This is a genomic window from Plantactinospora sp. GCM10030261 (assembly GCF_042666615.1).
Classification (GTDB): domain Bacteria; phylum Actinomycetota; class Actinomycetes; order Mycobacteriales; family Micromonosporaceae; genus KBS50.
The window spans coordinates 49,080-73,413 of record NZ_JBHTDD010000014.1; the positions used below are offsets into that span (position 1 = coordinate 49,080).

Genomic DNA, 24,334 nt, shown 5'->3' on the forward strand with positions numbered 1-24,334 from the left:
GCCGAGCCGGACCGACCGCCCCGCGCGGCGGCCCCCCGGACACCGGCACCCCATGCACAACCTCTGGCGGCTGCGCCGCTACGTCCGGCCGTACGCGGGGCAACTGATCTGGTTGGGGCTCGGCGCGTTCGCCTCCACCGGCGCCGGCATCGCCGTACCGCTTGTGGTGCGGCGGGTGGTGGACGGTCCGGTGGCCCACGGAGACCGGGCCGGGCTGTTCTGGTTGGGCGGGTTGGCGCTGCTGCTCGGCCTGATCGAAGCCCTGTTGATCTTCGTTCGTCGGTGGGTTCAGTCGTCGTACGCGGTCGGCCTGGAGGCGGCTATCCGTACCGACCTCTACGCCCACCTCCAGCGGCTGCCGGCGGGCTTCCACGACCGGTGGCAGTCCGGCCAACTTCTGTCCCGGGCCGTCAGCGATCTCTCGGTGATCCGCCGATTCCTCTCCTTCGGGTTGATCTTCCTGGTCGTCAACCTCGCCACCTACATCGTGGTGGTGACCCTGCTGATCGGCCTGAACGGCTGGCTCGGCCTGCTCGTCGCCGCCAGCGCGGTGCCGCTGTTCCTGGTCAGCCGCCGGTTCACCAGGTTCTACCTGACCGCCTCGCGGCGGATGCAGGACCAGCTCGGCGACGTGGCCACGCTTGTCGAGGAGTCGGCGCAGGGATTGCGGACCATCAAGGCGTACGGCCGCCGCCCCGAGATGACGGCCCGATTCGCCGGAAGTACCCGCGGCCTGCGGGACACCGCCGTCGGCAAGGGCCGGCTACTCGCCCGCACCGCGGCCCAGTTCGACCTCGTGTCCAACGTGACAATGGGAGCGGTACTGGTCGCCGGTACGGTGGCGGCGGCCCGCGGTGCGCTGACCATCGGCGAGTTGATCGCCTTCGTCACCCTCCAGTTGATGCTGGTCTGGCCGGTGGAGTCGCTCGGCTGGATCATCGCGAACGGTCAGGAGGCGATGACCGCCGCCGACCGCATCCAGGAGGTGCTGGACACCGAGCCGGCGATCGTGGACCGGCCGAACGCCGTCGCGCTACGGGTCGCCGACACCGCCGGTGCGGTGCGCTTCGACAACGTCAGCTTCACCTACCCGGGCGGTCGGGAGCCGGTGCTGCGCGGGGTCGACCTCACCGTACGGCCCGGCGAGACGCTGGCCATCGTCGGCGCCACCGGCAGCGGCAAGACCACCCTGCTGTCCCTGCTGCCCCGGTTGTACGAGGCGTCCGCCGGGCGGGTCACGCTGGACGGCCGGGACGTGCGCGACATCCGGCTGGACTCGCTGCGCCGGGCGGTCGGGGTCGCCTTCGAGGAACCCACCCTCTTCTCCATGTCTGTCTGGGAGAACCTCACCCTCGGCCGTGACGACGCCGGCGAGGACGAGGTACGCGCCGCGCTGGCGGTGGCCCAGGCCGAGTTCGTGTACGAGCTGCCGTGGGGGCTGGCCACCCGGATCGGTGAACAGGGCCTGTCACTCTCGGGCGGGCAGCGGCAACGACTCGCGCTGGCCCGGGCCGTGCTCGGTCGGCCGCGGGTGCTGGTGCTCGACGACCCGCTCTCCGCCCTGGACGTGCACACGGAGGCGCTTGTGGAGCGGGCGTTGACGCGGGTGCTGCGGGGCAGCACGGCCCTCGTGGTGGTGCACCGACCGTCGACCGTCGCCCTCGCCGACCGGGTCGCGCTGCTCTCCGGGGGCCGGATCACCGCCGTCGGTACCCACTCCGAGCTGCTGGCCACCGTGCCGGCGTACCGGGCCGTGCTGGCCGCCGCGGACCCCGCGGGGCTGGAGACCGATGAGGCGGCTCGCGCCCCGGCTGAGCCGGCGTCCGCCGACGCGGTCGGCCTTCCCGCTGACGAGCTGGGATTCGTCCGGTGACCATGCGACCCGAGACCGTCGACCGGACGACCGGTGACCGGACGGGTACGCCGGCCGGCCACCACCGCGACCCGGACCTGACGGCGTGGCGGGGCGTCGCCGTCGAGGCGGACGCCGACCGGACCGCCGCCGAGGCGGCCACCGCCCCGGCGGTCGCGCTGTTGCGGGCCCGCAGCCGGGCGTTGCTGCGCTCGCTGCTGCGCCCGCACCGGAAGCTGCTGACCGTCACGGTGGGCCTGCTGCTTGTGCAGAACGCCGCCGGTATGGCCGGCCCGTACCTGATCATGCTGGGTATCGACCGGGCCATCGACCCGCTGCGGGCCGGCGACTGGGCGCCGTTGACCGGGATCATCGTCGCCTTCGGGGTCGCCACCGCCGCCGAGTACGCCGGCAAGCGCGGCTTCCTCGCCCTGTCCGCGCGGATCGGCCAGGCCGTCCTGTTCGACCTGCGCAATCGGCTGTACGGCCACTTCCAGCGGCTGTCCGTGGGATTCCACGAGCGGTACACCTCGGGTCGGGTGGTGGCCCGGCTGACCAGCGACATGGATTCGATCGCCGAACTGGTGGACGGCGGGATAGACGCCCTCGTGCTGGCCGTCCTGTCCATCGCGTCGGTGGCCGGCATCCTGCTCTGGCTGGACCCGCCGCTGGCCACCGCGACGCTGCTCGCCTTCCCGTTCCTGCTGTGGTTGTCGGCCTGGTTCGCGCGCGCCTCGGCGGCGGCCTACCGGCGCACCCGGGAGGCCATCGCGCTGGTGATCGTCCACTTCGTCGAGTCGCTCGGCGGAATCCGGGCGGTGCAGGCGTTCCGCCGCGAACCGCGCAACCAGCAGATCTTCGACGCGGTCAACGACGAGCACCGGCGCGCCAACCTGCGCGCGTTCCGGCTGGTCGCCCTGTACTCACCGGGAATCAAGGTGATCGGCAACGTGACAATCGCCGTGGTGCTCACGTACGGCGGTTGGCGAGTGCTCAGCGGCGCGGTCGGGGTGGGCGTGCTCGCCGCGTTCCTGCTCTACCTGCGCCGGTTCTTCGAGCCGATGCAGGAGCTGAGCCAGTTCTACAACGCCCTCCAGTCCGCCACCGCGGCGCTGGAGAAGCTGTCCGGCGTACTCGACGAGAAGCCGTCGGTGCCGGAGCCCGCGCGGCCCGTTGCGGCCCGGACCGGTCCGGGTCGGGGCCGGATCGAGCTGGACGCCGTGACCTTCGGCTACCGCCCGGACACCGTCGTCCTTCCCGAACTGCGACTGACCGTGCCGGCCGGCCAGACGGTGGCCCTGGTGGGCACGACGGGGGCCGGCAAGTCAACAATCGCCAAGCTGGTGGCCCGCTTCTACGACCCGACGGCCGGCACGGTCCGGCTCGACGGGATCGACCTGCGCCGCCTGGCCGACGCCGACCTGCGGCGGGCGGTGGTCATGGTGACCCAGGAGACGCACCTGTTCACCGGCACGGTGGCCGACAATATCCGGTTCGGCCGACCAGGCGCCACGGCCGCCGAGATCGAGGCCGCCGCGCAGGCCATCGGCGCGCACGACTTCGTCACCCGGCTGCCCGACGGGTACGACACGGACGTGCACCGCCGGGGCGGCCGGCTCTCCGCCGGGCAGCGACAGCTCGTCGCGTTCGCCCGCGCGTTCCTGGCCGACCCGGCCGTGTTGATCCTGGACGAGGCGACCTCGGCGCTGGACGTGCCGAGCGAACGGCTGGTGCAGCGCGCGCTGCGAACCATCCTGCGGGACCGGACCGCGCTGGTCATCGCCCACCGGCTGTCCACCGTGGAGATCGCCGACCGGGTGCTGGTGCTGTCCGACGGCCGGATCGTGGAGGACGGCCCGCCGGCCACCTTGATCGCCGGCGGCGGTCGGTACGCCGATCTGCATCGCCAATGGCAGGACTCCCTCGCGTAAGTGAGGGGCAAGCGCTCCGGGCGGTGACGGGATAGTGGTGCCGGGCCGGAGCGGGCGGGCGTCGCGGCCGCCCGCGCGGCGATGGCGGAGCCGGGCTACCAGCCGCGCAGGAAGCGCAGGCCGAGCAGGAACGTGAGCACGGCCGGGCCGAAGGCGAGGGTGGCCGCCGACAGCCGGTAGGGCATGCGGTGCCGGGCCACCTCGACGCCGTTCCCGGCGACGATCAGGCCGGCGGCCATCATGAAGGCCCCCCACCAGCCGGAGCGGGGGTAGAACCAGCCGGCCCGCAGCACCAGGAATGTGAACCCCAGCAGCACGGTCAGCAGCGCCAGCATGGCCACGGTCCGGTGCAGGCCGCGCAGCAACGGATGCTCCGGGCGCCACAGGTACGTCCCGGCGACGAAGGCCGCCGGCAGGCTGATCATGATGGGCCAGCCGTCGCCCATCGCACCGAGCATGAGCAGTGTCCCGACGGTGAAGACGAGCGCCCCCACGCAGGTCACGACGTAACCGCCAACGGCGCGGGCGCCGCCCCGGAGCAGCCACGGGCCCCCTGCCGCGGCGATCAGCGCCCCGGGGAGCAGCACGAATCCGGCCCACCAGTGGAACCGTTCGAGCACCTGGGAGATCGTGGTGACCGTGGCCACCGCGACCGCCGCGACCGCCGTACTGAGCAGCCAGGCGGTGGCGCGGCGGAGCGGTGCGCGGGTCTGGTCGGCGGTCGGCGTCTGCGTGCTCACGGTGTCAACTCTGCCGGCCGGCGGCTGGTCGATGCCATCCGGCCAGCCCTACCATCCCCGCACCGGCAGACCGGATGGTCCGGCGACCGTCCCGCCCGCGGGACCCGCGCCGACGGAGCCGAAGTGGCAAGCGGTCACCGGGCGCAACCGGAACGTGACATCATGGCGCCGTCCGCGAACAGCGACAATCCGACCGGCGTACGGGTCGAAGCGCGCAATTGGTTGATCTAGCGTCGACGCATGCGTGGCATGAGCGAATGGCCGTTGTGGGCCAGGGGATCGGTGGCGGGTGTCCTCTTCGGGGGGCTCATGTTCGGCTGGCAGGTGTTCTCCGGGGAACGTCCGACCTCGCCCGTCGCGCTTAGCGCGTTGGCCCTGACCATCCCGTACGCCCTCGCGATGACCCTGGTCATCGCCCGGCAGCAGCGCCGGCTCGATCCGCCGGACGGGCCGCCGCTGACCCCGGAGGAACGGGGCCGGGCGATCCGGGCCGTGCGGCGCGGTGAGCCGCCCGCCGATCCGCGGGTGGCGGCGGCCGCGCTGGCGGTGACCCGGACGCAGCTCGGCCAGCGACACGCGCCGGCGGTGCTCGGCATCCTGTTCGGCGGCCTCGCACTGATCGCCGCGGCCCTCGCGGTCTGGAGCGAGCCGGGCTGGTGGATGGCCGCCGCGCTGGTGACGCTCGCCGCGGTCGTCACCGTCTGGCAGTCGAGGGTCCAGCTCCGGCGGGCGACCACCTACCAGCGGCTCGCCGCCGACCAGCCAACCGCGCAGCCGGCCGGCCGGCCCGGGGACGGCGCTTCCGGCTAGAAGTCACCACCACCGAAGTCGCCGCCGCCCCAGCCGCCACCGAGGTCGCCACCGCCACCCCAGTCACCACCACCGGCGTCGCCGAGGTCCTGGTCGCCGCCGAAGTCCTCGCCGCCGGCCGCCAGGTCCTCCTGGTCACCGGCGCCGTAACCCGGGTCGCCGAAGGTCGGCGAGAACAGCGCGTCGGCGATCAGCAGACCACCGACCACGCCGACGCCGGCGCCCAGCGCGGTCTTCCACCAGGGGGTGGAGTACCAGCCGGCCGGCACCGGCCGGCCCTGGAAGCGACCGCCGGGGTAGTAGTACGGTGTCGCCGCCCCCGGCTGCGGTCCGGCGCGGAACGTCTGCCCCTGGACGTCCACCTGACGTTCCTTTGTGAGTTGGCCGGTGCCGCGCGCCGCCGCGAGCTGGGGCAGCTCCGGCCCCGGATCAATGCCCATCGCCACCCGGGCGGCGCGGATGTACGTCAGGCCCTCCAGCGCGGTCTCCCGGGCCAACTCGTACTGCCGGGCCGATCCGGCCTGCTCAAGCTGGCTGCCGGCGGCGTTGTACCGCTCCCCCGCGTCGGAGAGCGCCTGGCGGACCGCCGGTTCCTCGCCGTGCAGGTTCATGAGTTGACCGCCGAGCCGCTCGTACCAACGTTGCGCGTCGGCCCGCGCGTCGGCGAGTTCCCGAACGCGTCGGCGCGCACTCTCCCCGCGCCACCACAGCACCGCGCCGACGATGATCGCTACCAGCAACAACAGCCAGATCAACCTCACCTTTACGACGGTAACCCGACTCGGCCACGGCCGCCCGGGACGCGGCAGCACGTGCGTCCGTCGTACCCGTTTGGCATGCTTCGCGGCGTGAGTCCTTCGACGCTGGCCGTGGTGGTGGTCTGCCTGGGCGTGGGCGCGGCGGTGGGTTGGCTCGCCGCCCGGTCCCGGTCCGCCACGGAGATCGCCCGGCTGGACGCGACATTGCGCGCCACCAGGGAGGGCGAGGGCCGCCTGGAGCAGTCCATGCGGGCCCTGTCGTACGAGGCCACGGCGCAGTCGCAGGAGGCGGTCGCCCGCGCGGTCGCACCGCTGCACGAGACCCTCCGGCGGTACGAGCAGCGGGTCGCCGAGCTGGAACGCGACCGCGTCGACTCCTACGCCGAGCTGCGCGAGCAGGTCCGGGCGATGAACGCCGTCTCCGGCGAGCTGCGCACCGAGACCAAGCAACTGGTCGCCGCGTTGCGCGCGCCGCAGGTACGCGGCCGGTGGGGCGAGCACCAGTTGCGGCGGATCGTCGAAGCGGCCGGGATGCTGGAGCACTGCGACTTCGCCGAGCAGGTCACCGCCAGCACCGACCACCAGGTTGTCCGCCCCGACCTGGTGGTGCGGCTGCATGGTGGGCGCTCGGTGGTGGTGGACGCGAAGGCGCCGTTCGACGCCTACCTGTCCGCGATGGAGGCTCGGGACGAGCGGGGCCGGGACGAGCGGCTCGACGCGCACGCCCGGGCGTTGCGGGCGCACGTCGACGCGCTGTCGACCAAGTCCTACTGGGCGGCGTTCGACTCGACCCCCGAGTTCGTGGTGCTGTTCGTGCCGGCCGACCCCTTCCTGGACGTCGCGCTGCAGCGCGATCCGACGCTGCTGGAGCACGCGTTTGCCCGGGACATCGTGCTGGCGACCCCGGCCACGCTGGTGGCGCTGCTGCGGACGGTGGCGTACGCCTGGCGGCAGGAGGCCCTGGCCCGCAACGCGGTGGCGGTGCACTCGCTGGCCCGCGAGTTGTACGGGCGTTTGTCCACGTTGGGCGACCATGTGGGTCGACTCGGCAACGCGTTGGGTGGTGCGGTGACCGCGTACAACCGGGCGGTGGGTTCGCTGGAGGCACGGGTGCTGGTCAGTGCGCGCAAGCTCGCCGATCTGGGGGTGTCCGGCGGTGAGCTGGTGGCCCCGACCCAGGTCGAACTGGCTCCTCGGCAGCCGCAGGCGCCCGAGTTGCTCGACGAACCGTCACCCCATGTGGCGCTGTCCTCGCCGGAGGTGCGCGAACAGACGCGATGATTGTCGCCTCGCAATCATTGATGTCGATCGCCCTATGTCACGTGGTTGTCACAACAGACAGTGCACTAGTGACACGCACCGACGCAGGAATGAAAGATGCGTCACACGTGCCCTGCATCGATGGGGCCCTCTTCTGGAGGAAGAGAGACTGTGACCCAACCCCCCAGCTGGAGCCGGCGCGTGTCGACCGGGCTCCTCGCCGCCGTCATGGCCGCTGGCGCCATGACGATGAGCGGTGGTTCCCCGGCCACCGCCGACCCAGCAAATGATCCCGACACGCTCAAGGACTCTCCCGCCGCGACACTCGGCGCCCACGACGCCGACCTGCTCGCCAAGGCGCAGGCCAAGCGGGAGAAGACGGTCGTTCTGATCGTCGCCGCGGACAAGGGCAGGACGAAGGACGTCGCCAACGGCCTGAAGAAGCTCGGCGGCAAGGTCGGCAAGCAGGTCGACCGTGTCGGCTACGTCCGAGCCACGGTGCCCACCGACAAGGTGCTTACCGCTGCCCGGCTGCCCGGCGTCAAGTCCGTCGACCTCAACGAGGTCATCCCGCTGCCCAAGCCGGAACCGGTGACCGGGGCCGACCGGGCGGCGTCGACGCAGGGCGTCGCTGGCCCCGGTCCGTCGACCCCGGCCGCCAACCCCTTCATGCCGACCCACGAGACCGGTGCCGTCGCGTTCAAGAAGGCCCACCCCGAGTGGGACGGCCGCGGTGTGACCATCGGCATCATGGACTCCGGCGTCGACCTGGACAACCCGGCGCTGCAGACCACGACGACCGGCGAACGGAAGATCGTCGACTGGTTCACCGCGACGGATCCGCTCGTCGAGCAGGACTTCACCTGGCGGGCCATGCTCACCGAGGTGACCGGCCCGACGTTCACCTACGCCAACGCCGACTGGACCGCGCCGGCCGGCACCTGGCGGGTCAACCGGTTCTCCGAGTCGACCACCCAGGGCAGCGAGCCGGGTGGCGACGTCAACCGGGACGGCGACACCACCGACACCTTCGGCATCCTGTACGACCCGGTGAGCCACGACATCCGGGTGGACGCCAACCAGAACCGCGACTTCACCGACGACGCCGTGATGCGGCCGTACCAGGAGAAGTTCGACGTCGGGCACTTCGGCACCGACAACCCGGACACGGCGGTCCGCGAGCAGATGCCGTTCGTCGTCGAGTACCGCGAGGACGTCAGCCTCGAACCCGCCGACCTGCCCGGCGTCGCCGACTTCGTCAACATCGGCATCGTCGAGTCCATGCACGGCTCGCACGTCGCCGGCATCACCGCCGCCAACGACATGCTGGGCAACGCCGAGTTCGACGGCGCGGCACCCGGTGCCAAGCTGGTCTCGGCCCGCGCCTGCTCGTGGGGTGGTGGCTGCACCGCCGTGGCGCTCACCGACGGCATGATCGAGCTGGTCACCAATCGGGGCGTCGACGTGGTCAACATGTCGATCGGCGGTCTGCCGGCCCTCAACGACGGCCACAACGCGCGCGCCGACCTCTACAACGAACTGATCAACGTGTACGGCGTGCAGATCATCCTGTCCGCCGGCAACTCGGGTCCCGGCATCAACACGGTCGGTGACCCGTCGGTGGCCAGCGACGCGATAAGCGTGGCCGCCGGCATCAGCAAGGCGACCTGGCTGGCCAACTACGGGTCGGCCACCCGGACGCCGTACCAGTTGTTCAACTTCTCCTCCCGCGGACCGCGCGAGGACGGCGGCTTCAAGCCGAACATCACCGCCCCGGGCTCGGCGATCTCGACCACGCCGATGTGGCAGGCCGGTTCGCCGGTGCCGCAGGCCGGCTACCCGCTACCGCCGGGCTACGCGATGGCCAACGGCACCTCGATGTCGGCCCCGCAGACCACCGGTGGCGCCGCGCTGCTGCTCTCGGCGGCCAAGGCGACAAGCAAGGGTGTGACCCCGGCGGCACTGCGCCGGGCGATGTACTCGTCAGCGAAGTGGATGGACGGCACTCCGGCGTACGGCCAGGGCAACGGTCGGCTCACCGTGCCGGGCGCATGGCAGTTGCTGCGCGGTGGCGTGGAGACCCGCGACTACGACGTGGTGGCGCCGGTCTGCTCGTCGCTGTCGGACTACCTGACCCGCAAGAACGCCAAGGGTGAGTACGCGCCGACCCCCGGCAAGGGCAGCGGCATCTACAACCGGTGCTCCGCCGGTGCCGGCGGCCAGCGACCGGGTGTGTCGAAGGACTACAAGGTCAAGATCACCCGCACCTCGGGTCCGGCCGGCCGGATCGCGCACAACCTGAGCTGGCTGGGCAACGACGGCACGTTCCGGGCCCCGGCCCGGGTGGTGCTGCCGCTGAACAAGACGGTCAGCTTCACCGTCAAGGCCCGTGGCGACGCGGGTGCGCACGGCGCGGTGCTTCGGGTGGACGACCCGGCGACGCCGGCCGTCGACTTCGAGATCATGAATACCGTGGTGATCGGCAACAAGGTCACCAAGCCGGACTACGCCTTCTCGACCGAAGGCTCGGTCGACCGCAACCTGACGAAGTCGTACTTCGTCACGGTCCCCGAGGGCACGGCCGCGTTGCAGGTGAACCTGTCCGGCATCGCGACCGGCTCGCAGACCCGGTTCATCGCGTTCAACCCGGACGGCGTTCCGGTGGAGAGCACGTCCAGCCTGGCGTGCTTCACCAACTTCTCCGACGCCAACCAGTGCAAGCCCCAGGAGCGGGACTACCAGAACCCGGCCCCGGGCGTCTGGGAGATCGAGGTCGAGGCCCGGCGCACGTCGCCGGCGCTGGACAACCCGTTCAAGCTGACCGCGCGGGTGCAGGGCGTACAGGTGGAGCCGGCCGTGCTCAACCTGCCCACGGTGACCGCCGGCGAGCCGGCCCCGGTGACCTGGACGGTGACAAACACGTTCGGTCCGGTCACGGTGACCGCCAAGGGTGGTGCGCTGGGCAGTTCGGCGGCCAGCAGGCCGACCATCGCCAACGGCGAGCGGCAGCGGTTCAGCATCACGGTGCCGGAGGGAGCCAGCCGGCTGGACGTGTCGATCGGCAACCCGGCCGACCCGGCGGCGGACCTGGACCTGTTCCTCTACAACGAGGCCGGTGAGGAGGTCGCCTACGACGCGGACGGCGACTCGGAGGAGTCCATCTCCCTCGCCAACCCGGAGCCGGGCACCTACGAGGCCGAGGTGCACGGCTACTCGGTCCCGGCCGGCAGCACCGCGTACGACTACCGCGACGTGTTCTTCTCGCCGGCCCTCGGCAACGTCACGGTGGCGGACAAGTCGGTGGCGCTCGGCAACGGCGAGTCCACCACCTTCGACGGGACGGTGACCGCCGAGGCGACACCGGTCGCCGGACGGCAACTCTTCGGTGAGATGACTGTGGTGACCAGCGAGGGCGCGGTCGTCGGCCGCGGTCAGGTGACCATCGGCTCGGTCAACTGACCCGATTCATCCGAAACACGGAGCCCGCCTCCCGGTAACCCGGGAGGCGGGCTCCACCGCGTCAGCCGCCCCGCCCCACCCGCGCGTCCCCCGCTCCCTCAGCGCGTCAGGAGGCCTTCGCGTCGCTCACCAGGAACGGGGTCCCCTGCTGGCAGGTGGTCATCACATCCGCCTGCACCCGGCCCCGCACGGTGACCCGCGCACCTGGCCGCAGCACCTCGCGCGGCCCGCCGACCAGCAGATAGCCGTTCAGCAGGAGGCAGTTGGGCTCAACCCCCGCGGAGACCGTGCCACTGATCGTCATGGAAGCACCCGGCCGGGGATCGGTCGGCGACTTCGGTGGACCGGTGGGTCTCGGTGGCAACGGCAGCGACGGGTCGCTGCCCGGGCCGGGCGAGGACGTGTCGCCGGTCGGCGTGCCGCCACCGGTCGGACTCGGGGTCGCGGAGGGACTGGACATCGACGGTCCTCCGGATTCGGTCGGGGACGACCCCACTCCTTCACCCTGTCCACACGCGGTGAGCGCGAGCAGTGCGACGAGGACCGGGGCGGCCATCCGGGTTCTGGTCATGAGTGTTCGACGGAAGTCGGCACCGGTGAGTTCCCGCGCACCCGAGGGTTACCTGGCGCGATCACCTGATCACAGCGGGTGCGTTGGTCAGCGCTCGGCAACGCTGGCGGCCAGTGTGGCGGCGGCCTCGGCCCGCTTCTCGGCGGCGGCCTTCATGTCCCGCTTGAGTTCACGCGGGAGCGAGAAGGTGAGCCGCTCGTCGGCGGTCGTCACCTCGGCCACATCGGCGAAGCCCCGCTCGGCGAGATGGTCGAGGACCTCCATGACCAGGTCGTCGGGGACGCTCGCTCCGGAGGTCACACCGACCGTGGTGACCCCGACCAGCCAGTCGTCGGAAATCTCGGCGGCGTAGTCGACCAGGTGTGCCGTCCGCGCCCCGGCGTCGAGGGCCACCTCGACCAGGCGTACGGAGTTCGAGGAATTGCGCGAGCCGACCACGATCACCACGTCGCAGTCGGGTGCGATCTGCTTCACCACGTGCTGCCGGTTGGAGGTGGCATAGCAGATATCGTCGCTCGGCGGCGACTGGAGCATCGGGAGCCGGCGCTTGAGCCGGGCCACCGTCTCCAACGTCTCGTCCACCGACAGCGTGGTCTGGGACAGCCAGACCACCTTCTCCGGGTCCCGAACGTTTATCGTGTCGGCGGCCTCGGGACCGTCCACGAGCTGGATGTGCGCGGGTGCCTCGCCGGCCGTCCCGACCACCTCCTCGTGGCCCTCGTGGCCGATGAGCAGGATGTCGTAGTCGTCCGCGGCAAACCGCCGGGCCTCCTGGTGGACCTTCGTGACGAGCGGGCAGGTGGCGTCGATGGCCCGTAGTGAACGCGCCTTGGCCTGCTCGTACACCTCGGGCGCCACGCCGTGCGCCGAGAAGATCACGATGGCGCCCTCGGGAACCTCCTCGTTCTCCTCTACGAAGATCGCACCCTGCCTCTCCAGGGTCGACACGACGTGCTTGTTGTGCACGATCTGCTTGCGTACGTAGATCGGCGCACCGTAGAGCTTCAGTGCCTCCTCGACGGTCTGCACCGCCCGGTCCACTCCCGCGCAGTAACCGCGCGGCTTGGCCAGGAGGACGCGCTTTCCGGTCTGGGGTTTCGCCTGAGCCTCGGTCACGGATCCCATCCTACGTGCCCCCTCCCGCCCGCCCCGGTTGATCAAGCGATCCCCGCCTCGTTGATCAAGAGGATCGCGTCACCCACGGGCGGTCCCGGCGACGCGAACCTCTTGATCAACACTGGAGCCGCCGCGGCGGAGAGGAGGCGCCGTAGGCTGTCCGGGTGACCGGACCCGAGAGCCCGCGCGGCACCGCCGAACAGCAGCGCAGCACCTCAGACCAGCCGTGGCCGGTCCGGGTGGTCAGCCAGAAGGTGAGTGCCTGGATCGGCAAGCTCGGCTGGGTCTGGGTGGATGGTCAGGTGGCGCAGATCTCCCGGCGCCCGGGAGCCAGTACGGTCTTCCTCACCCTCCGTGACCCGTCGGCCGATCTCAGCCTGACGGTCACCACCAACCGCGACGTGCTGGACGCCGGCGCTCCCGAGCTGGCCGAGGGGGCCCGGGTGGTGCTGCACGCCAAACCCGAGTTCTACGCTGCCCGGGGCACGTTGAGCCTGCGCGCCGACGAGATCCGCCAGGTCGGCCTAGGGGAGTTGCTGGCCCGCCTCGAACAGCTCAAGAAGCTGCTCGCCGCCGAGGGGCTCTTCGACCGGTCCCGCAAACGGCGGCCACCGTTCCTGCCCGGGCGGATCGGCCTGATCACCGGTCGGGCCTCGGCGGCCGAGCGGGACGTGTTGACCAACGCGCGCCGCCGTTGGCCGGCGGTGGAGTTCCGTACGGTGAACGTGGCGGTGCAGGGCCCGACCGCGGTGCCGCAGATGATCGACGCGCTCAAGGTGCTGGACGCCGACCCGACCATCGACGTGATCCTCATCGCCCGTGGGGGCGGCGGGGTCGAGGATCTGCTGCCCTTCTCCGACGAGGCGCTGTGCCGGGCCGTCTTCGCCTGCCGTACCCCGGTGGTCAGCGCGATCGGCCACGAGACCGACATCCCACTGCTCGACTACGTGGCCGACGTGCGGGCCTCCACCCCCACCGACGCCGCCAAGCGGATCGTGCCGGATCTCGGCGAGGAGATGCGGCTGATCCGGCAGGCCCGGCAGCGCCTGGATCGGGCGGTCATCGGCTTCGTGGACCGGGAGGAGCACCGCCTCGGCGGGCTGCGTTCCCGTCCCGTACTGGCGCGCCCGGCGGTGATGCTGGAACAGCGGGCCGTCGACGCGGCGGCGTTACGCGACCGGGCCCGACGCTGCCTGGATCACCGGCTGGCCACGGCGTCCGGCGACCTGCGGCACACGCTGGCCCGGCTGCGGGCCCTATCCCCGGCCGCCACCCTGGACCGCGGGTACGCGATCGTCCAGCGCGCCGACGGCCACGTGGTGCGGGCCGCGGCCGACGTGGCCAAGGGTGACTCGGTGCGGGTCCGGCTCGCCGAGGGCGAGCTGGCCGCCACCGTCGACGGCTGAGCCCCTGGCACCGACCTCCGTGCTTAGATGAGACCGCCATGGCTGAGCAGATGACCAACGGAACCGGGCCGGACGAGCGGCTGAGCTACGAGCAGGCGCGCGCCGAGTTGGCCTCGGTGGTGGAGCGACTGGAGGCGGGCGGCACCTCGCTGGAGGACTCGCTCGCGCTGTGGGAGCGCGGCGAACAGCTGGCCGACGTCTGCCAGAGCTGGCTGGACGGTGCCCGGGAACGCATCGACGCCGCGCGCCGGGACCGAGCGGAATAGCGGCCTCGATCGACACGAGATACGGCATGTCGCGCGATCCATGGGCCCAGGACCCCGCGACATGCCGCACACCGAGTTGACCAGGGCGCCCCGCCGGGCCGGAACGCCCGCCCCCGTCGGCGGCACGCCCGCCCGGGTCACCGGCGCCCGGCTCATCGGGTCACCGCGTCACCGGGTCATTGGTTGAACAGGCCGTACAGCTCCGGGGGCGCCTCCTGGGTCTCGCTCGCCGCTGGCTTCTGCGGCGGGGTGGCGGAGCCGTAGTCGGAGTAGCTGACCGTCAGGTCCTGCGCCTTCGTCTGCTGGGTGGCGGGCACCTGGATGGTCAGTTTGCTGAGCCGGCCCTGCTCGTCCACAGCGGCCTCGAACGGCAGCGAGCTGGCCTGCGAGCCGAGCGCGGTGACCAGGCGCTTGTCGGCCATCGCGCCCTCGGTCGCCTTGGTCAGGTCGATGGTGCCGGTGTACCGGCCCGAGCCTTCGGACTTCACATCCACGACCGCCTTCGTCAGCGCCTCGCTACCGGCCGGGTCCACCTGGTTGAAGTCGAACCGCAGATCTTTGATGTTCTGCGCCCGCGCCGGGTCGACGTGCAGGTACTTGTCCGAGGCGAAGCGGTCCAGCCCGGGTGCCGCGGTGGCCGCCGGGCCGGACAGTTTGACCTTGACCCAGCTCTCCGGATCGACGTAGATCAGGTCCAGGCCCATCGCGAGGTCGGCGTCGGCCTGCCCGAGCGTCATCGTGAGCTGCGCGCTGCGGCTCGGCTTGTGTACCACACCGCTGCCGGTGGTGGCGCCGGCGGCCAGGGTGAACCGGAAGTTGCCGTCACCGATCTCTCTGGTCGAGTCGAGCAGCGCCTGCTTCACGTCGCCCGCCGTGGATGGCGAGGCGGACGCCGACGGCGACGGCGAGCCCGACGCGCCTGCGGTCGAGTCCGGATCCGCCTGCTGGCAGGCGGCGAGACCGGGAACGAGCACCACGGCGGTCACGCCGACGATGCTCCACCGTCGAATGTTCACGGGATCTCCAAAGAGTCCGTCCGGCCGGTGTGCCGGCCGGAAGCTGGGCGGCGGCAGCACGACGTACGCCACCGCTGTCGGCTCGCGGTCCGACTAGCGCAACGCGCCAACCAGACCACGTAACTCTTGTTCCCCGACGGCACCGACCACAATCACTGTCCGGTTCGGCTCCAGCAGCACGAGCGCCCGTTCCCCGGGCCGTGCTGTGTACCACTGCCAGGAGCGCCCGCCGACCTCCACCGCACCTGTCGGCCGGGCCGCCCCGGTCAGTTCGTCGCTCAGCAACCGCTCGACCGGCGCGTTACTCTGCACCAGCTGAGCGCCGCCGCCGTCCGGACCCACGTACCCGATGCGGAGCGTCGCGGTGCCGTCGGCCCGCTGGAAGCCGGCGCTGATCGGCCGCCAGCCCGACGGCGGCGCGGACGGATCGAGCACCGGGAACGCCTTCGCGGCCCGGGCCGACTCTACGGCCGGCGCCGGATCGACCACCACGGGTTCGTCACCGCCGAGCACAATCCGGTAGAAGCCGATGAACAGGGCGATCGGCACCAGCAGGATCAGCAGGGACATCGCCATGTCCTTGGGCGAGCGTTCGGCCTTGCGAGCCGCCCGGACCACCTCGCCCCGGTCGGGTTCATCGAGGTGCGACCCGTCGGCGGGCCGCGTTGTCACGTCAGGTGGCCGTGGCCCGTGGTCGGCCGGTGGCCGATCCTGGGCGGGCGACGACATCGGGGCACGGGTAGGGTCGAATCCGGCCCGGTTGTCCGAAGCCGGACCGGCAGGCTCAGCGGCGTCCACCCGTCCATCTTGGCAGCCCCTCAAGGCCGCCGAGCATGCGGCATGGTTCCCGCGATCTGCGCCACCCAGGGCCCGGGCCAGCATTACGTTCACCATCATGCCAGGATTCCTGGCAGGGCCGGTGACGACGCGCCGTACCGGCCCAACCCCGCAGCGTCGCGAGGAGGAGCCGCCATGACCACCACCAGGACCCGGATTCCCCAGGATCTGGACCGCAACCTCGCGCTGGACCTGGTCCGCGTCACCGAGGCCGCCGCCATGGCCGCCGGCCGCTGGGTCGGTCGCGGTGACAAGGAGGGTGGCGACGGCGCCGCCGTCGACGCCATGCGCAAGCTGATCAATTCGATCCCGATGCGTGGTGTCGTGGTGATCGGGGAGGGCGAGAAGGACAACGCCCCGATGCTCTTCAACGGCGAGGAGGTCGGTGACGGCAGCGGCCCCGAGGTCGACGTCGCAGTCGATCCGATCGACGGGACCACGCTGATGAGCAAGGGGATGCCGAACGCGCTCGCCGTGCTGGCGGTCGCCGAGCGCGGGGCCATGTTCGACCCGAGCGCCGTCTTCTACATGGAGAAGCTGGCAGTCGGGCCGCTCTACGCGGACGTCATCGACATCAACGCCGGTGTGGCCGAGAACCTGCGCCGGATCGCGAAGGTGAAGGGCACCGACGTCTCCGAGGTCACCGTCTGCGTGCTGGACCGCCCGCGGCACGCCGAACTGGTCGCCGACATCCGCCGGGCCGGGGCACCGATCCGGTTCATCAGTGACGGTGACATCGCTGGCGCGATCGCCGCCGCCCGCGGCGAGTCCGACGTCGACGTCCTGATGGGCATCGGTGGTACGCCCGAGGGGATCACCGCCGCCTGCGCGCTCAAGTGCATGGGCGGGGCGATGCAGGCGAAGCTGTGGCCCCGGGACGACGACGAGCGGGACAAGGCCCTCGCCGCCGGACACGATCTCGACCGGGTGCTCGGCACGGACGACCTGGTGACCGGGGACAACTGCTTCTTCGTGGCGACCGGCATCACCTCCGGTGACCTGCTGCGCGGCGTCCGCTACCGGGCCGGTGGCGCGTACACCCAGTCGATCGTGATGCGCTCGAAGAGCGGCACGATCCGCGTGATCGACTCGTACCACCGGTTGGAGAAGCTGGCCCTCTACTCGGCTGTCGATTTCGACGGTCGGCCCCTGGCCGAGCAGGAGTGACCCCGGCGGCGTCCCGGCCGCCCCGGTGAACCGGCTGGCGGTCGGCCTCCTGCTCTCGGTGGCGTCCGGGCTGGCCGTGGCGGTGCAGTCCCGGATCAACGGCGAACTGGGCGTACGGCTCGACGACGGGATCCTCGCGGCGGTGGTCTCCTTCGGGCTGGGCCTGCTGCTGCTCGTGTTCCTGGTGCCCGTCGTGCCCAGCGCCCGGCGCGGGATGGCCGCGCTGCGCGTCACCCTCCGGGACGGCACCCTGCGTCCCTGGCATTGCCTGGGGGGCGTGTGCGGCGCGTTCCTGGTCGCCGCCCAGGGCCTGACCGTCGGCGTGCTCGGCGTGGCCGTGTTCACCGTCGCGGTGGTGGCCGGGCAGACCTCCAGCGGACTCGCGGTGGACCGGGCCGGCATCGGACCGACCGGGCGGCAACCGGTCAGCCCGGGTCGGCTGGTCGGCGCCGCGCTTACCGTACTCGCGGTGCTGCTGGCGGTGGGTGACCGGCTGGGCAACCCACGGGCGCTGGGCCTGGCGGCGCTGCCCGCGCTGGCCGGTGTGGGCATCGCGTGGCAGCAGGCGGTGAACGGCCGCGTCCGGGTCGCCTCCGGCAGCGCGGTCGCCGCCACTGCCGTGAACTTCGCCGCTGGCACGGTCGCGCTGCTGGCCGCCGGCACGGTCGACGTGGCGGTACGCGGTTGGCCAACCGTTGGTTGGCCGACCGAGCCGTGGCTGTACCTGGGCGGCCCGATCGGCATCGTCTTCATCGCGGTGGCCGCCGCGGTGGTCCGATACATCGGCGTGCTGCTGCTCGGTCTGGCCACCATCGCCGGTCAGGTCGGTGGCGCGCTCCTGATCGACCTGGCGGTACCGCCACAGGCAGGGTCACCCAAACCGGTGACGCTTGTCGGCGCCGTGCTGACGCTGCTCGCGGTCGGCATCGCGGCGATCCGGCCGCGCGCTGGTCCCACCCGGACCGGACCGGACCGGGGGGCCGACGAGAGCCCCCCTGGCCGGCAGCCGCTCAGGTGACCGGCGCCGGAGTCGACCGGATGGCCTCGACGCTCTCCCGTAACGACTCGTCCAGGGGGGTGGCCGTGATACCGAAGGTCCGTGTCGCCGAGGTGGAGTCCATCAGGTATGGCCGGGCGAACTGGTATGCGGTCTCCCGCATCTCCCGCGCCACCCGGTCGGCGAGGCCGCCCAGCCACAACACCGGGTACGGCATCCGGGTCAACGCGGGCGCGGGTGCGCCCACGAGGTGTGCCGCCCGCTCCGCCAGTTCCCGGATGGAGACCGCCGGCGCGCTGGGCACGTGCCAGGGCCGGCCCCAGGCGCGTTCGTCGAGGGCGGCAGCCACCAGCGTGCGGGCCACGTCGCCGACGTACGTCCAGGTATGCGGAGCGTCCAGGTCGGCCGGCACCAGCGCCCGCCGTCCGGTGAGCACCCGCGGCAGCACGAGCACGTTGACCATGGAGTAGGAACCAGCACCCACGTAGTCGGAGCCCCGCACCTCGGTCATCCGCACCCGTCCGGCCTGGTGAGCGGCGAGCGCGTCGGTCCACATGGCGTTTCGGACCTGGCCCTTCGATCCGGTCGCCGCTAGTGGGGTCGCCTCGGTCATCGGGCCGCTGACGGGCCCGTAGCCGTAGAGGTTTCCCGTGACCGCCAGCACCGCCCCCGTCCGTTCCGCCGCGGTCAGCAGGGCCCGCGCCACTGGCGGCCAGTCCTGCGCCCAACGGTGGTAGGCCGGGTTGACGCAGTTGTACAGCGCCACCGCCCCGGTCGACAACTGGGTCAGCCTGGCGCCGTCGGCCGCGTCCATCGCGACCCGCTCGATGCCGGCCAACTCGGGCCCGGTGCCACGCCGGTTGACCAGCCGCACCCGTTCCCCTCGCGCGGCCAGTAGCCGAGCCGTCGCCGTCCCCACCGGGCCGGCACCCACCACCACGTGCAACGCCATCCGACTCCCTTTCAGATCAGAAGCATGAAACGAGAGCACCGCTCTCCTACGGCTCAGGATGCACGCCTCGCGCAGACGAAGTCAAGAGCGGTGCTCTCTATTTGGACTTGCGATCTCCCTATGGCAGGCTGATGCCATGCGTGCGGCGTCGATCCGAGCCCGGGTGCGGGCCGAGATGGTCGAGGAGATCAAGGCGGTGGCCCGGCGCCACCTCGCCACGGCCGGCGCCAACCTCTCCCTGCGCGCCGTGGCACGGGACCTCGGGATGGCGTCCTCCGCCGTCTACCGATACTTCCCCAGCCGGGACGACCTGCTCACCGCGCTGATCATCGAGGCGTACCACGCCCTCGGCGACGCGGTGGAGGCCGCCGATCCCCGGCTCCACGGCGACAGCCCCCGGGTCCGGTGGATGGCGGTCTGCCATGCCGCACGCCGCTGGGCACTGGACCACCCCGCCGAGTACGCCCTGATCTACGGCAGCCCGGTCCCCGGCTACGCGGCCCCCACCGACACGGTGGCGCCGGCGCAGCGTCCGCCGCTTGTCCTGATGGGCATCCTGCGGGACAGCGTCGCCGCCGGACAGCGTGCGCCACAGCCAGCCGACGACCTTCCGAGTTCCGTGCGTGACGACCTGCACGCCGTGGCGGCCGAGTTCTTTCCCGGCGTGCAGGTGTCACTGCTCGCCCGCGGAATGGTTGCCTGGACACACCTTTTCGGAGCGATCAGCTTCGAGCTGTTCGGCCGGCTGGACAAGGCGATAAACGACCGGGACGCTTGGTTCGTCCACCAGGCCGAACTGATGGCTGACTTCGTCGGGCTGCCCTGACCCGGGCCCGCTGAGGCGGGGGAACGGCGACGGGTCAGCTGGCGTCCGACGAGTGACCGGGGAACAGGTGCGCGGTCGGGTCGATGACCACCGCCGCGTTGTTGACGGCGGTCGCCGCCTCACCGAAACCGGTGGCGATCAGCCGGACCTTGCCCGGATATTCGGTGATGTCCCCCGCCGCGTACACCCGGGGCAGGTTGGTGGCCATCGTGCTGTCCACAGTGATGTGCCGCCGGTCCAGCGTGAGCCCCCACTCGGCCAGCGGACCGAGATCGGCGGTGAAGCCCAGGGCCGCGACCACGGCATCGACCGGCAGCGTCTCCACCGCGGCGCCGCGTGCCGCGATCTCCGCCCCGGTGACGGCGGTCGAGCCAAGGAGCCGGCGCACCTCCGCGTTCACGATGATCCGCACCGGCAGGGCCTGCACCTTGGCGACCGAGCCGGCATGCGCCCGGAACCTGTCCCGCCGATGCACCAGGGTGACCGACCGAGCCACCGGGTGCAGGGTGAGCGCCCAGTCGAAAGCCGAGTCGCCGCCCCCGACGATCAGCACGTCCCGGTCGGCGAGTTCGCTCGGATCGGGCACGAAGAAGCGCACCCCGGTGCCGGCGAACGCGTCCGCTGCCGGGAGCGGCCGCGGCGTGAAGCTGCCCAGCCCACCCGTGATGATCACCGCTCCGCAGCGCAGCTCGTCGCCGATGTCCAGGCCGAGCACCGGCCGGCCGTCGGCGTACGACAACTTCTCGGCGCGGACGCCGAGCAGGTAGTCGGGCCCGACCGTGTCGGCCTGGGCGACGAGGTTCGCCACCAGGTCACGGCCCTTGATCGAGGGGAAGCCGGCGACGTCGAAGATGAGCTTCTCCGGATACATGGCCGTGACCTGACCACCGGCCTCGGGGAGCGCGTCCACCACGGCGACGGACAGCCCGCGGAAACCGGCGTAGTAGGCCGCGAAGAGTCCCGTCGGCCCCGCGCCGACGATCGCGACATCGACCTCCCGCATCCGCACCGCCTCCAGCCACGCGCGCGTTGCTGCCGACGGTAGGCGGCCGGCGGTGTCCCGGGCAAGACCGTGCGGCGGGTCCGCGACGACTGGCCGGCGTCGCGGCCCGCCGCCGCGACGACTGGCCGGCTCCCCGGCCGGTCGGCTCATCGGGTACGCGGCACCGCGCTCAGTACGCGTACGGAGCCTCCCGGGTGGACCGCTCCCCGGACCGGCGCCGGAACAGGATCGCGGCCAGCACCCCGGCCACCAACCCGAACAGATGCCCCTGCCAGGAGACCCGGGGATCGGTGGGCAGCACACCAAACAGCTGCCAGCCGTAGAGCAACCCGACGAGCAGCACCACCCCGAGGTTCCACCAGCTCCGCTCGACCAGCCCTCGGGTGAGCAGCAGGCCGAGGTAGCCGAAGATGACGCCGCTGGCTCCCACGACGATGGTGGCCGGGTCGCCGGTGAACCAGACGCCCAGCCCGCTCACGAAGATGATGAACAGGGTGGAGTAGAGGAACCGCCTCGACCCCGCCGCCAGCACGAACGTGCCGAGCAGGATCAGCGGAATGCTGTTGCCGTACAGGTGGTCGAAGTCGGCGTGCAGGAACGGAGCGAACGCCACGCCGTCCAGGCCCTGGAGGTTTCGCGGAATGATGCCGGCGGCCGGATCGAGGCCCAGGCGGAGAAAGTAGTCCGCGGCCTCGATGCCGAACAACAGCGGCACGACCGCGCACATCGCCACGAAGGCTCGGCCGAGCGAGGCGTAGAACGCCTCGGTGCCGAATCGCTGCGCGTCGGAGCGGCCGGACAGGTCGGAGGTCACGCCTCGTGGCTATCATTTCCCGCGACGAACCGCCACCCGACGCCGGGTGCGGAAACGGTGCACGGGGTGTGGACCGCGGTCCGCACCCCGTGCACCGGTCGTCTCCAGCGGTCAGTACCAGCCCACATCCTGGGAATGTGCCCAGGCTCCGCAGGGGTTCCCGTACCGGCCCTTGATGTAGCCGAGCCCCCAGGTGATCTGGGTCGCGGGGTTGGTCCGCCAGTCGTCCGCCACCGAGCCCATCTTGCTGCCCGGCAGCGCCTGCGGGATCCCGTACGCCCCGGACGAGGGGTTGCTGGCCTTGTGGTTCCAGCCGCTCTCCTTGTCCCAGAGCTTGTCGAGACAGGGCATCTGGTCGATCTTGAAGCCCTTGTCGAGCAGCAGCGCGCACCCGGTCTTCCGGTTGCCCGAGTACTCGTTGCAGGACGCCGGGATCGGACCGGTGAACGGCTTGGGCGAGGCCGACTCGGCGGCCTCCTGGCGCTCCCGTTCCTTCCTCCGGCTCGCCGCCTCGTTCGCCCGCCGTACCCGCTGCGCGTCCGCCCGGGCCGCGTCGGCCGCCATCTTCGAGGCCTCCTGCTGGGCGACCTGCTGGCGCGCCGTCGCGAGGGTACGCGCGGCGTTCTTGGCGTGCAGGTAATCCAGTTGGGCCTGCTCGCTCTGCGCGGCCAACTGGGCTTTGGCGTCCTGTTCCTGTTTGTCGCGGTCCACGCCCAGGTAGTAACCGCCGGCCAGGCCGACGGACAGCAGGGCAACCGCGGCCGTGCGGACGCCGTACCGGCTCCACAGCCGACTCACGTACTGGTCCCTTCATCGGGGGCAAGGGCACGGCGGCCCTCCGGCGTACGCCGGAATCACGCGCCGCGAGCACCGGCGATCCTGTGCGGATCACGACCCCCGGTCGACGGCGTTCGGTCACCGTCGCCGGGCTCGTCCGCCACCGGCTGATCGTGGATCACCGATTTCCGGTGCGACGGGCGCTCGATGGACACCATTGCGCACGGTGCGGCTGGTGGGAAAATTGTCAACGCAAAAAGTGATTTGGGTCACAGGACAAATACGGACGAAGCTGCGAAATTCCCGGGCATCGGTGGCCTACAGGTCGATGTCCTCCAGCAGCTCGGTGACCACCTCGGCGATCGCCGAGCGTTCCGAGCGGGTCAACGTAACGTGAGCGAAGAGGGGGTGGCCCTTCAGCGCCTCGATCACGGCCGTGACACCGTCGTGCCGGCCCACCCGCAGGTTGTCCCGCTGCGCCACGTCGTGCGTCAACACCACCCGGGAACCCTGCCCGATCCGGGACAGCACGGTCAGCAGGACGCCCCGCTCCAACGACTGCGCCTCATCGACGATGACGAAGGCGTCGTGCAGGCTCCGCCCCCGGATGTGGGTCAGCGGCAGCACCTCGAGCATGCCGCGGGCGAGCACCTCCTCCATCACGTTCTCGTGCACCACCGCGCCGAGGGTGTCGAAGACGGCCTGCGCCCACGGCGACATCTTCTCGGACTCGGTCCCGGGCAGGTAGCCCAGTTCCTGACCGCCGACCGCGTACAACGGGCGGAACACCACCACCCGCTTGTGCCGGCGCCGCTCCATGACCGCCTCCAGGCCGGCGCACAGGGCGAGCGCCGACTTTCCGGTGCCCGCCCGGCCGCCCAGCGACACGATCCCGACCGAGTCGTCGAGCAGCAGATCCAGCGCGATCCGCTGTTCGGCCGACCGGCCACGCAGGCCGAACGCGTCCCGGTCCCCCCGCACCAGCCGGACGGTCTTGTCCGGCAGCACCCGGGCCAGCGCCGAACCGCGCGCCGACTGCACCACCAGCCCGGTGTGACAGGGCAGCCCGGCAGCCTCGTCGAGGTCGAGCGGCGCGCCCGCGTACAGCTGATCGAGCCGGTCCTCGTCGAGCGTCAGCTCGGCCATCCCGGTCCAGGTCGGGTCGCTGGCCTGGCCGTGCCGGTACTCGTCGGCGGGCAGACCGACCGAGGCAGCCTTGACCCGCAGCGGCATGTCTTTGGTGACCAGGGTCACGGCCTGCCCCTCCGCGGCCAGGTTCAGGGCCACCGACAGGATCCGGGCATCGTTTGACTCGTTGCGGAACCCTGGCGGCAGCGCCGCGTGATCCGCGTGGTTGAGTTCGACCCGGACCGTGCCGCCCAGGTCGTTCACGGGCACCGGGCGGTCCAGCCGTCCGTGCTTGATCCGCAACTCGTCGAGGAGTCGCAGGGCCTGCCGAGCGAACCAGCCGAGTTCCGGATGGTGCCGCTTGCCCTCCAGCTCGGAGATCACGACCAGCGGGAGCACCACCTGATGTTCGGCGAAGCGGTGCACGGCCGCCGGATCGGAGAGCAGGACCGACGTGTCGAGGACGTACGCGCGGCTTGCTGGCCCCGGCTCCGCGTCGTCGGCGGCGATCGGGTCCTGACTGGCTCGGGTGGAGATGGGACGAGTCGTCACAGGTCGCTCCGGCGAGCGGGCACCCGACCGCCCGCGTTCCGCCTCGTCCGGCGACCGGTACGGGGTCGGGTGCGGACCCCGTGACGTGCGTGAACC

21 protein-coding genes are annotated in these 24,334 nt (G+C 71.6%); 10 read left to right on the plus strand and 11 right to left on the minus strand.

The genetic code is table 11. From position 1 onward, the window contains the following. Nucleotides 1-52 precede the first annotated feature (52 nt). Nucleotides 53-1,873 (plus strand): ABC transporter ATP-binding protein, encoded by a 1,821-nt coding sequence (locus ACFQUZ_RS17910; protein ID WP_377443532.1) that lies wholly within the window; start codon nt 53-55, stop codon nt 1,871-1,873. Between the two features lie 2 nt (nt 1,874-1,875). Continuing rightward, nucleotides 1,876-3,783 carry an ABC transporter ATP-binding protein gene (locus ACFQUZ_RS17915; RefSeq protein ID WP_377443743.1) on the plus strand — a complete coding sequence of 636 codons (1,908 nt, stop codon included), beginning with the start codon at nt 1,876-1,878 and terminating at the stop codon, nt 3,781-3,783. 95 nt (nt 3,784-3,878) lie between these two features. Here the strand turns inward: ACFQUZ_RS17915 and ACFQUZ_RS17920 are convergent, their stop codons facing one another. After that, on the minus strand, nt 3,879-4,523 hold the full coding sequence (locus ACFQUZ_RS17920; protein ID WP_377443534.1) for a hypothetical protein: 645 nt from the start codon (nt 4,521-4,523) through the stop codon (nt 3,879-3,881). Between the two features lie 240 nt (nt 4,524-4,763). Between ACFQUZ_RS17920 and ACFQUZ_RS17925 the strand changes: the two genes are divergently transcribed. Further along, nucleotides 4,764-5,333 (plus strand): hypothetical protein, encoded by a 570-nt coding sequence (locus tag ACFQUZ_RS17925; protein ID WP_377443536.1) that lies wholly within the window; start codon nt 4,764-4,766, stop codon nt 5,331-5,333. Here ACFQUZ_RS17925 and ACFQUZ_RS17930 read toward each other — a convergent pair. Further along, on the minus strand, nt 5,330-6,085 hold the full coding sequence (locus ACFQUZ_RS17930; protein ID WP_377443745.1) for a hypothetical protein: 756 nt from the start codon (nt 6,083-6,085) through the stop codon (nt 5,330-5,332). The genes ACFQUZ_RS17925 and ACFQUZ_RS17930 overlap by 4 nt on opposite strands. Nucleotides 6,086-6,169: 84 nt before the next feature. On the opposite strand from ACFQUZ_RS17930, the gene ACFQUZ_RS17935 reads away from it, so the two are divergent. After that, nucleotides 6,170-7,372, plus strand: coding sequence for a DNA recombination protein RmuC (locus ACFQUZ_RS17935; protein WP_377443537.1), 1,203 nt, complete (start codon nt 6,170-6,172; stop codon nt 7,370-7,372). Nucleotides 7,373-7,522: 150 nt separating this feature from the next. Further along, nucleotides 7,523-10,810, plus strand: coding sequence for a S8 family serine peptidase (locus ACFQUZ_RS17940; RefSeq protein ID WP_377443539.1), 3,288 nt, complete (start codon nt 7,523-7,525; stop codon nt 10,808-10,810). Nucleotides 10,811-10,916: 106 nt separating this feature from the next. On the opposite strand, the gene ACFQUZ_RS17945 is transcribed toward ACFQUZ_RS17940, so the two are convergent. Together ACFQUZ_RS17945 and ACFQUZ_RS17950 are read right to left on the minus strand one after the other, a co-directional pair. Continuing rightward, nucleotides 10,917-11,270 carry a hypothetical protein gene (locus ACFQUZ_RS17945; protein ID WP_377443540.1) on the minus strand — a complete coding sequence of 118 codons (354 nt, stop codon included), beginning with the start codon at nt 11,268-11,270 and terminating at the stop codon, nt 10,917-10,919. Between the two features lie 198 nt (nt 11,271-11,468). Further along, nucleotides 11,469-12,506 (minus strand): 4-hydroxy-3-methylbut-2-enyl diphosphate reductase, encoded by a 1,038-nt coding sequence (locus ACFQUZ_RS17950; protein ID WP_377443542.1) that lies wholly within the window; start codon nt 12,504-12,506, stop codon nt 11,469-11,471. A 155-nt stretch (nt 12,507-12,661) separates the two neighbouring features. Between ACFQUZ_RS17950 and xseA the strand changes: the two genes are divergently transcribed. Both xseA and ACFQUZ_RS17960 read left to right on the plus strand, forming a co-directional pair. Further along, nucleotides 12,662-13,903, plus strand: coding sequence for an exodeoxyribonuclease VII large subunit (xseA, locus tag ACFQUZ_RS17955; protein ID WP_377443544.1), 1,242 nt, complete (start codon nt 12,662-12,664; stop codon nt 13,901-13,903). A gap of 50 nt (nt 13,904-13,953) precedes the next feature. Beyond that, nucleotides 13,954-14,169: an exodeoxyribonuclease VII small subunit gene (locus tag ACFQUZ_RS17960; protein ID WP_377443747.1), complete on the plus strand. Its 216-nt coding sequence runs from the start codon at nt 13,954-13,956 to the stop codon at nt 14,167-14,169. Between the two features lie 176 nt (nt 14,170-14,345). Here ACFQUZ_RS17960 and ACFQUZ_RS17965 read toward each other — a convergent pair whose 3' ends face one another. Both ACFQUZ_RS17965 and ACFQUZ_RS17970 read right to left on the minus strand, forming a co-directional pair. Further along, nucleotides 14,346-15,185, minus strand: coding sequence for a hypothetical protein (locus ACFQUZ_RS17965; RefSeq protein ID WP_377443546.1), 840 nt, complete (start codon nt 15,183-15,185; stop codon nt 14,346-14,348). Between the two features lie 93 nt (nt 15,186-15,278). Continuing rightward, nucleotides 15,279-15,914, minus strand: coding sequence for a DUF4245 domain-containing protein (locus ACFQUZ_RS17970; protein WP_377443548.1), 636 nt, complete (start codon nt 15,912-15,914; stop codon nt 15,279-15,281). Nucleotides 15,915-16,157: 243 nt separating this feature from the next. Between ACFQUZ_RS17970 and glpX the strand changes: the two genes are divergently transcribed. Further along, on the plus strand, nt 16,158-17,189 hold the full coding sequence (glpX, locus tag ACFQUZ_RS17975) for a class II fructose-bisphosphatase (protein WP_377443550.1): 1,032 nt from the start codon (nt 16,158-16,160) through the stop codon (nt 17,187-17,189). 25 nt (nt 17,190-17,214) lie between these two features. Beyond that, on the plus strand, nt 17,215-18,207 hold the full coding sequence (locus ACFQUZ_RS17980; RefSeq protein WP_377443552.1) for a DMT family transporter: 993 nt from the start codon (nt 17,215-17,217) through the stop codon (nt 18,205-18,207). On the opposite strand, the gene ACFQUZ_RS17985 is transcribed toward ACFQUZ_RS17980, so the two are convergent. Further along, nucleotides 18,200-19,138, minus strand: coding sequence for an NAD-dependent epimerase/dehydratase family protein (locus ACFQUZ_RS17985; RefSeq protein ID WP_377443554.1), 939 nt, complete (start codon nt 19,136-19,138; stop codon nt 18,200-18,202). The two genes, ACFQUZ_RS17980 and ACFQUZ_RS17985, sit on opposite strands and share 8 nt — an antisense overlap. Nucleotides 19,139-19,274: 136 nt before the next feature. Between ACFQUZ_RS17985 and ACFQUZ_RS17990 the strand changes: the two genes are divergently transcribed. Then, nucleotides 19,275-19,964 (plus strand): TetR/AcrR family transcriptional regulator, encoded by a 690-nt coding sequence (locus tag ACFQUZ_RS17990; protein WP_377443556.1) that lies wholly within the window; start codon nt 19,275-19,277, stop codon nt 19,962-19,964. A 34-nt stretch (nt 19,965-19,998) separates the two neighbouring features. On the opposite strand, the gene ACFQUZ_RS17995 is transcribed toward ACFQUZ_RS17990, so the two are convergent. The 4 genes from ACFQUZ_RS17995 to ACFQUZ_RS18010 all read right to left on the minus strand — a co-directional run bounded on the left by ACFQUZ_RS17995 (nt 19,999) and on the right by ACFQUZ_RS18010 (nt 24,238). Then, complete coding sequence (locus ACFQUZ_RS17995; RefSeq protein ID WP_377443558.1) at nt 19,999-20,967, minus strand: NAD(P)/FAD-dependent oxidoreductase; 969 nt, start codon at nt 20,965-20,967, stop codon at nt 19,999-20,001. A gap of 169 nt (nt 20,968-21,136) precedes the next feature. Next, nucleotides 21,137-21,781, minus strand: a complete 645-nt coding sequence (locus tag ACFQUZ_RS18000; RefSeq protein ID WP_377443560.1) for a rhomboid family intramembrane serine protease — start codon at nt 21,779-21,781, stop codon at nt 21,137-21,139. 111 nt (nt 21,782-21,892) lie between these two features. Next, the gene (locus ACFQUZ_RS18005) at nt 21,893-22,579 is read right to left on the minus strand and encodes a lytic transglycosylase domain-containing protein (protein ID WP_377443561.1); all 687 of its coding nucleotides are present in this window, start codon (nt 22,577-22,579) and stop codon (nt 21,893-21,895) included. Nucleotides 22,580-22,876: 297 nt separating this feature from the next. After that, on the minus strand, nt 22,877-24,238 hold the full coding sequence (locus ACFQUZ_RS18010; protein ID WP_377443563.1) for a PhoH family protein: 1,362 nt from the start codon (nt 24,236-24,238) through the stop codon (nt 22,877-22,879). Between the last annotated feature and the right edge of the window lie 96 nt (nt 24,239-24,334).

Excerpts from the sequence above, each read along its gene's own strand:
- ACFQUZ_RS17910 (WP_377443532.1), top strand. The coding sequence starts at position 53 with ATGCACAACCTCTGGCGGCTGCGCCGCTACGTCCGGCCGTACGCGGGG.
- ACFQUZ_RS17915 (WP_377443743.1), top strand. The coding sequence starts at position 1,876 with ATGCGACCCGAGACCGTCGACCGGACGACCGGTGACCGGACGGGTACG.
- ACFQUZ_RS17925 (WP_377443536.1), top strand. The coding sequence starts at position 4,764 with ATGCGTGGCATGAGCGAATGGCCGTTGTGGGCCAGGGGATCGGTGGCG.
- ACFQUZ_RS17935 (WP_377443537.1), top strand. The coding sequence starts at position 6,170 with ATGCTTCGCGGCGTGAGTCCTTCGACGCTGGCCGTGGTGGTGGTCTGC.
- ACFQUZ_RS17945 (WP_377443540.1), bottom strand. The coding sequence starts at position 11,270 with ATGTCCAGTCCCTCCGCGACCCCGAGTCCGACCGGTGGCGGCACGCCG.
- ACFQUZ_RS17950 (WP_377443542.1), bottom strand. The coding sequence starts at position 12,506 with ATGGGATCCGTGACCGAGGCTCAGGCGAAACCCCAGACCGGAAAGCGC.
- ACFQUZ_RS17960 (WP_377443747.1), top strand. The coding sequence starts at position 13,954 with ATGACCAACGGAACCGGGCCGGACGAGCGGCTGAGCTACGAGCAGGCG.
- ACFQUZ_RS17970 (WP_377443548.1), bottom strand. The coding sequence starts at position 15,914 with ATGTCGTCGCCCGCCCAGGATCGGCCACCGGCCGACCACGGGCCACGG.
- glpX (WP_377443550.1), top strand. The coding sequence starts at position 16,158 with ATGACCACCACCAGGACCCGGATTCCCCAGGATCTGGACCGCAACCTC.
- ACFQUZ_RS17985 (WP_377443554.1), bottom strand. The coding sequence starts at position 19,138 with ATGGCGTTGCACGTGGTGGTGGGTGCCGGCCCGGTGGGGACGGCGACG.
- ACFQUZ_RS17990 (WP_377443556.1), top strand. The coding sequence starts at position 19,275 with ATGCGTGCGGCGTCGATCCGAGCCCGGGTGCGGGCCGAGATGGTCGAG.
- ACFQUZ_RS17995 (WP_377443558.1), bottom strand. The coding sequence starts at position 20,967 with ATGCGGGAGGTCGATGTCGCGATCGTCGGCGCGGGGCCGACGGGACTC.